The 6,733-nt window shown below is 39.0% G+C and carries 5 protein-coding genes; all 5 read right to left on the reverse strand.

Translation table 11 applies throughout. The features are described 5' to 3' along the window. Positions 1 to 58 precede the first annotated feature (58 nt). Complete coding sequence (locus V7127_RS03360; RefSeq protein ID WP_335483549.1) at positions 59 to 1,396, reverse strand: UDP-glucose dehydrogenase family protein; 1,338 nt, start codon at positions 1,394 to 1,396, stop codon at positions 59 to 61. A 321-nt stretch (positions 1,397 to 1,717) separates the two neighbouring features. After that, positions 1,718 to 2,620, reverse strand: coding sequence for an EamA family transporter (locus tag V7127_RS03365; RefSeq protein WP_335483551.1), 903 nt, complete (start codon positions 2,618 to 2,620; stop codon positions 1,718 to 1,720). Positions 2,621 to 2,871: 251 nt separating this feature from the next. Then, the gene (locus V7127_RS03370; RefSeq protein ID WP_335483553.1) at positions 2,872 to 4,086 is read right to left on the reverse strand and encodes an MFS transporter; all 1,215 of its coding nucleotides are present in this window, start codon (positions 4,084 to 4,086) and stop codon (positions 2,872 to 2,874) included. Between the two features lie 297 nt (positions 4,087 to 4,383). Beyond that, positions 4,384 to 5,913, reverse strand: a complete 1,530-nt coding sequence (ahpF, locus tag V7127_RS03375; protein WP_335483555.1) for an alkyl hydroperoxide reductase subunit F — start codon at positions 5,911 to 5,913, stop codon at positions 4,384 to 4,386. 12 nt (positions 5,914 to 5,925) lie between these two features. Then, positions 5,926 to 6,495, reverse strand: a complete 570-nt coding sequence (gene ahpC, locus V7127_RS03380) for an alkyl hydroperoxide reductase subunit C (protein WP_335346043.1) — start codon at positions 6,493 to 6,495, stop codon at positions 5,926 to 5,928. Between the last annotated feature and the right edge of the window lie 238 nt (positions 6,496 to 6,733).

Genomic DNA, 6,733 nt, shown 5'->3' on the forward strand with positions numbered 1-6,733 from the left:
GTCATATATCCGCTTCGTCTTCAGATGTCCCCTCTCATCCTTTTGCTATCATTGGACATTAATGTGTTATAGCTGTATTTAATAAAATGTTCTTTTTTACGCTTGGTCTACCGATGGATACGTAGGTAATGTCGTGGTTTTGAGTTTTTTCAAGAGAATAGCAATTTCGTCCGTCAACAATGACTGCATCCTTCATATAAATTTCGAACAATTCTAAAGGAAACTGCTTAATTTCATCCCATTCCGTTGCGATAATGGCTACTTCAGCATTAAACAAAGCACTTATCAAATCTGATGTATACTCAATCGCATCCCCAACTAGCTTTTCTGCATTTTGAATGGCAATTGGATCATAGCCAACCACATTTGCACCTTCATTAAGCAAGTCATTGATAATGGTTAAGGAGGCTGCTTCGCGAATATCATCTGTTCCTGGTTTAAATGCAAGACCTAAAAGTGCGACTTTTTTTCCGGCTAATGAGCCGACTAATTCTTTTGCTTTTATAACTGGGAGTGAACGTTGGCGATTATTTACATTAATAACAGCCTCAAGCAATTCAAATGAATGTTCAACATCCCCCGCTATTTGTACAAGTGCATTTGCGTCTTTAGGAAAACAAGAGCCCCCATACCCAATACCTGCTTGAAGAAATGAATGACCAATACGCTTATCTTCCCCCATTCCGTAAGCTACTGTTTCTACATTTGCCCCAACCTTTTCACAAATGGCAGCGATTTCATTGATAAAACTAATTTTTGTCGCTAAAAAAGCATTTGATGCATATTTAATCATTTCTGCACTTCTGATATCTGTTTTGATAATCGGAATTTGAAGCGGAGCATATACTTGTTCAATAAGCAAAGCTGCTTCATTCGTATTCGCACCAATGACTATCCTGTCACTGTGAAAAAAATCATGGATGGCTGTGCCTTCACGAAGAAATTCAGGTGTTGAAGTAACTTCGATTTGAATTTTTGGAGGTTTCTTTCGCTGAATTAACATGTTCATTCGATCATTTGTACCAATTGGAACCGTGCTTTTCGTACAAATAATGACGTTGTTTTTTGCATTGAGGGCTATTTCTAGAGCAATGTTAAAGATAGAGTCTAAGTTTGCTGTTCCATCCTCGTTCTCCGGCGTTCCGACAGCAATAAATATGATATCTGCGAAAGAGTAAGCTTTTTTAGGATTGGTTGTAAAAGTCAAACGGCCGTTAGAAAGATTTTTGTGTAAAAGCGGTTCAAGTTCTGGCTCGTAGAACGGGGAGCACCCTGTTTGCAGCATTTTTATTCTATTCTCTTGATTATCGATGCATGTAACTTCGAAACCCATTTCTGCTAAACAAACACCTGTCACTAACCCAACATACCCTGTTCCAGCGACCGAAATTTTCACACAATCCCTCCTGTAATAAATAGATTTATGATCATTTTATTAGAAGAATATAAATTCTACCTTGAGGCAGTGTTAATTAATTGTAAAAAGATTCTAACAATTACTTTCAAATAATTAACAGTTCAAACTCGTTCATTCATACTGACAAAAATTAAACTTAAGAAACGAAGGAGGTTTTCAATGGTGGATAATTTTTAAAATAAAAAGAAACCTAGCGCAAATTACAAATACTAGCGCTAGGTTTTCATTTAATTATATTGAAGAACTATTTAATAAGATTAAAGCAACATAAAGTCATTTTTATAAAACCATTCTAAAACTCTATCCCCTAATCTGCTTCCTAAACTGAAAAAGGCTCGTACCGAGTTCGTTCAACGCAATTGCTGCTAAGATAATAGCCGTGCCTAACCACTGAAGCGGTGTTATCGTTTCAGATAAAATAATGCTTGCTGATAGGATGGCGATCGGTAATTCAATGGATGTTAGTATATTGGCGATGCCTCCCGAAATTAAAGGCGCGCCCATCGCGAAAAATAGTGGAGGAAGGACAGCTCCAAATAACGAAACTCCAACAGCACTGGTTATTAAGTTTGCCTCCAATGGCAGTACAGATGGAATTTCACGCATGAAAATGACAAGAACTAAGATTGTTGATCCTGTTGCCATCAATGAGGTCCGAGTCCATGGATCCACATTTACCGCGACCCTTCCACTGAAAAAAATAAATCCCGCATAAGTAAATGCAGATAGAATACCAAAAAGGATACCTTTGAAAGGCAGACCCTGTATGTCCCCATTTAATACATTCGAAGCAAAAAAGACTCCTACTAATATTAAAATGATAGACAATATGGTTACAGGTGCAGGTTTTATTTTGCTGAAAATCCATTCTAACATGATTCCTATCCAAACGAATTGAAACATTAAAATGATGGCCAATGAGGCAGGCAAATATTGCATGGCCCCATAATAAAAAATACTTGTTAATCCGGTAAAACAACCGGTCATCATTATTTGAGGAATATTCTTTTTAGTAAGCCCTTTAAAACTAGCACGTTTTATTAGAGTAAAAGACCATAGTAAAATGGAGGAAATTAACATTTGAACGATATTAATTTGGCCAAGTGTATAGCCGAAGCTAAACCCCAATTTAGCAAATACCGGTGTAAACCCAAAAAAAGCAGCACCTATTAACACAAATAAAATACCTTTATTTAATTTCATTGCGAGACCTCCTTGGTGCTGAAATATTACTATACTATTATAGCATAAATAGAGGATTGGCTATCCCAATCCATAGGGTGTGAAGATCTTTAAGGAAACTATTATCTATTAAAACAAGCAAAATAGGATGGTGCGAGTACACCACCCGAAGTCTAAAGCAAAAAAATAACCCCTCTGAAAAAGGGTCTTTAGAAAAGGGCACAGGTTAACCCAATTCAACTTTATGTTCTGATAGGACTTATCCAGAGCCCCTATAAATCAGAGCGATTTTTTACAACTAAAGAAATAAATGAAAGTGTACAAATGAAGGCAAATCCAATGAGGAGCCAAAATGCGGCATCAAATGAGCCTTTAGATCCTTCAACGATGAATCCAATGGCAATAGGTGTGACAAAGCCTGCAAGCTGCCCGCCAAAACTAACAAACCCCATTGTTGACCCGACAATTTGTGTAGGCACAGTCTTTAGAACGCTTGTTGGAAGAAAGATAATGATAAACGCACCAAAAATCATGATAATGGTTTGATAAACCATGAATTCAGTGACACTGCTTGCATTAAACATAAGATATAGCAAAATTCCAACAAAGGCTGCGCTGATGATGCCGTAAATATATTCTTTTCCCTTTGGTAATTTATCTAAAATATAACCTGCCCCAAATGTTCCGATAATGGCTGCCAATCCAGGAATGGCAGCAATCCAGCCCAATTCAAGCAGTTCTAATCCTCGAATGTTTACGAGATAGGTGGGCATCCATGATAAAAGCCCCCAATTAATAGCATTTACACTAAACGAAGCAATAAACAAGCTCCAAACAAAAGGGTATTTTAAAAGCTGAAGTAAGGATTTTGGCTGTTGAATGTTCAATTCTTCTTTGACATTCTCTTCTACTGATTTAGGATCTTTTATGTAGAACCAAAAAATGATTGCTAAAACAACACCTATTACACCTATGATCCAAAACATTGCACGCCACCCAATGGTCGCCATCATCGTTGTTGCAAATATCGGTGTCAAAATCCCTAAAAAGGCCCCTGATGAAAGAACAATAGCCATCGCTCTTCCTCGTTCCGATAACGGAAAAGTTTGGGCGATAAGCTTTGATCCAGCTGGCATATAGCCCCCTTCTCCAATACCGAAAAAAAAGCGAATCATTAATATGGAAGTTAACGACCAAGCTGCCCCCGTTAAGGCAGTAAAGATGGACCACATGATGATGGCAGTGATCAAAACTTTCCTTGAACCAAAACGATCGGCTAACCAGCCTCCAGGAATTTGCATAAGGGCATAACCTGCAAAAAAACTGCTAAGCAAGAATCCTGTTGAAGTTGCACTAAGCTGCAAATCTTTCGTAATGGAAATGACAGCATAGTTCATCACAAATCTATCTAAATTTCCAAGCGACCATCCAGCAAATAATAAGGCTAATATGAAATGCTTTTCTTCCAATGCTTTAAATTTCGCCAAAATTCTCTCCCCAGTCATTTAGAATTGGGTGCTGATCTTATTTCTTCATTTATAAAAAGTGTGATTGCTTTATGACGGACAGGTTTCCGTCATATTCTGCCTGAGCTGTCCGTAATCGTCCCTATGACAGCCCAGTCTCCGCCGTTATTGCCTCAAATTTAAGGTTAATAAGACGACCCCTAGGAAAAAAGTCTAGTATTATATATATTTTATAATTGGTGTATTAGCACATAAAAAAGAAAGTCACTATACTATCATTCAGATAGCACAGTGACTTTCAAAAATATCAGATTATCATTAATTCCGAATCAAATAATCAAATGCTCCCAAGGATGCATTCGCACCGGAACCCATTGAAATAATGATCTGCTTATATGGACTGTTCGTACAGTCTCCTGCAGCAAACACGCCAGGGATGTTCGTTGCGCCACGATTGTCGACAACGATTTCACCGATTCTAGTTTGTTCAATGGTTTCACCTAACCAGTCTGTATTTGGCACAAGACCGATTTGAACAAATACTCCCGCCAATTCAATATGCTTCTCTTCTTCAGAGTCACGATCAACGTAAGTAATTCCGTTTACCTTATCAGTGCCGGTAATTTCTTTCGTTTGAACATTCTTCAAGACTGTGACATTCGATAAGCTGTTAAGACGGTCTTGGAGTACTGAATCTGCTTTAAGCTCTGGATTAAATTCAAGAACGGTTACATGTTCGACAATTCCTGCAAGGTCGATGGCAGCCTCAACGCCGGAGTTACCGCCGCCAATAACGGCGACTTTTTTCCCTGCAAATAATGGGCCATCACAATGCGGGCAGTACGCCACACCTTTATTCTTAAACTCAGCCTCACCAGGTACACCGATATTGCGCCAGCGAGCACCTGTTGAAAGGATAACGGTTTTGCTCTTTAGAACCGCGCCGTTTTCCAGTTCAACTTCAATGAGGTCTTTCTTTTCTAACCGCTTAGCACGCTGTAAGTTCATCACATCGATGTCATACTCTTTCACATGCTCTTCAAGGCTTGCGGCGAGCTTAGGACCTTCCGTGGACTTTACACTGATAAAGTTTTCGATGCTAAGCGTGTCCATAATCTGACCGCCAAAGCGTTCAGCAACAATACCCGTGCGAATGCCTTTACGCGCTGCATAGATAGCCGCACTTGCACCCGCAGGTCCGCCTCCCACAACAAGGACATCGAATGGATCTTTATCAGCAAACTCGGACGCATCTGGACCGCTTCCCATTTTGGCAAGGATTTCTTCTAGTGACATACGGCCGCCGCCGAATTCTTCCCCATTAAGGTACACGGTTGGTACAGCCAGTATGTCTTTGCTGTCTACTTCTTCTTTATATGCAGCCCCATCGATCATAGTATGTGAAATATTAGGGTTAAGAACGCTCATCACGTTTAATGCTTGTACAACATCAGGACAGTTGTGGCAACTTAAGCTGACGTATGATTCAAAGCGATATTCGCCCTTAATGCTTTTCACTTGATCAATGACTTTCTGATCGACCTTCGGAGCTCTTCCGCTTACCTGAAGCAGTGCTAACACTAATGAAGTAAATTCGTGTCCAAGAGGGACACCAGCAAAAGTTACCCCAGTGTCTTCACCGATGCGATTTACACTAAAGCTCGGTGTTCTTTGTAATTCTGTGTTCTCAACTTTAATTTTCTGTGACATAGTGGCTAATTCATCAACTAAAGCCAGCATGTCGCGAGAAACTTCATCAGATCCCGCACTTACTTTAAGAAGCACTTCGCCCTCCATCATTTGAAGATATTGGGCTAATTGTGCTTTTATATCTGCATCAAGTATCATGGATGACACTCCTTAAATTTTCCCTACAAGATCAAGGCTTGGCTTAAGTGTAGAAGCACCTTCTTGCCATTTTGCCGGGCAAACTTCTCCTGGGTTGTTACGCACGTATTGTGCTGCCTTAATTTTATTTACAAGAATACTTGCATCACGGCCGATGCCGCCTGCGTTAATTTCAAGTGCTTGAACAACACCGTCTGGATCAATGATGAAAGTACCGCGATCTGCAAGTCCTTCTTCCTCGATTAGCACATCGAAGTTGCGAGAAATTTGTTGTGAAGGGTCGCCAATCATCACATATTTGATTTTATTAATAGTTTCTGAATGATCATGCCATGCTTTATGTGTAAAGTGTGTATCTGTTGAAACAGAGAAAACTTCCACTCCAAGACCTTTTAGAGTAGCATATTCGTTTTGAAGGTCCTCAAGCTCAGTTGGGCAAACGAAAGTAAAGTCAGCTGGATAGAAGCAAACAACACTCCATTGTCCTTTCATGCTTTGTTCAGTAACCTCAATAAACTCGCCGCTGCCTGCATCATAAGCTTGTGCTTTGAATGGTAGAATTTCTTTTCCGATTAGAGACATATTAAATCTTCCTCCTATATATGTTTTTAAATCTTAGATAGTTTGGGCATAAAGCCATAATTTTAAAAGGAAAAAATGATTAATATTTTTTTTAATCATCATTCCTTAATTAAAATAATTCTAATACAACACTCATTATTATATAGAATTTACTTTTTGTCAACAATTATACTTAACTTTTTTTAAATACGTTGCGATACATACGGAAGTCGTTGGAATGAGGGGTCCAGTCTTATCT

Origin of the sequence: Bacillus sp. JJ1773, from assembly GCF_036962035.1 — a bacterium.
GTDB lineage: Bacteria > Bacillota > Bacilli > Bacillales > Cytobacillaceae > Cytobacillus.

Bases quoted from the DNA above. Each gene is read 5' to 3' on its own strand.
- V7127_RS03365 (WP_335483551.1), bottom strand. From the start codon at position 2,620: ATGAAATTAAATAAAGGTATTTTATTTGTGTTAATAGGTGCTGCTTTT.
- ahpC (WP_335346043.1), bottom strand. From the start codon at position 6,495: ATGTCTCTAATCGGAAAAGAAATTCTACCATTCAAAGCACAAGCTTAT.
- ahpF (WP_335483555.1), bottom strand. From the start codon at position 5,913: ATGATACTTGATGCAGATATAAAAGCACAATTAGCCCAATATCTTCAA.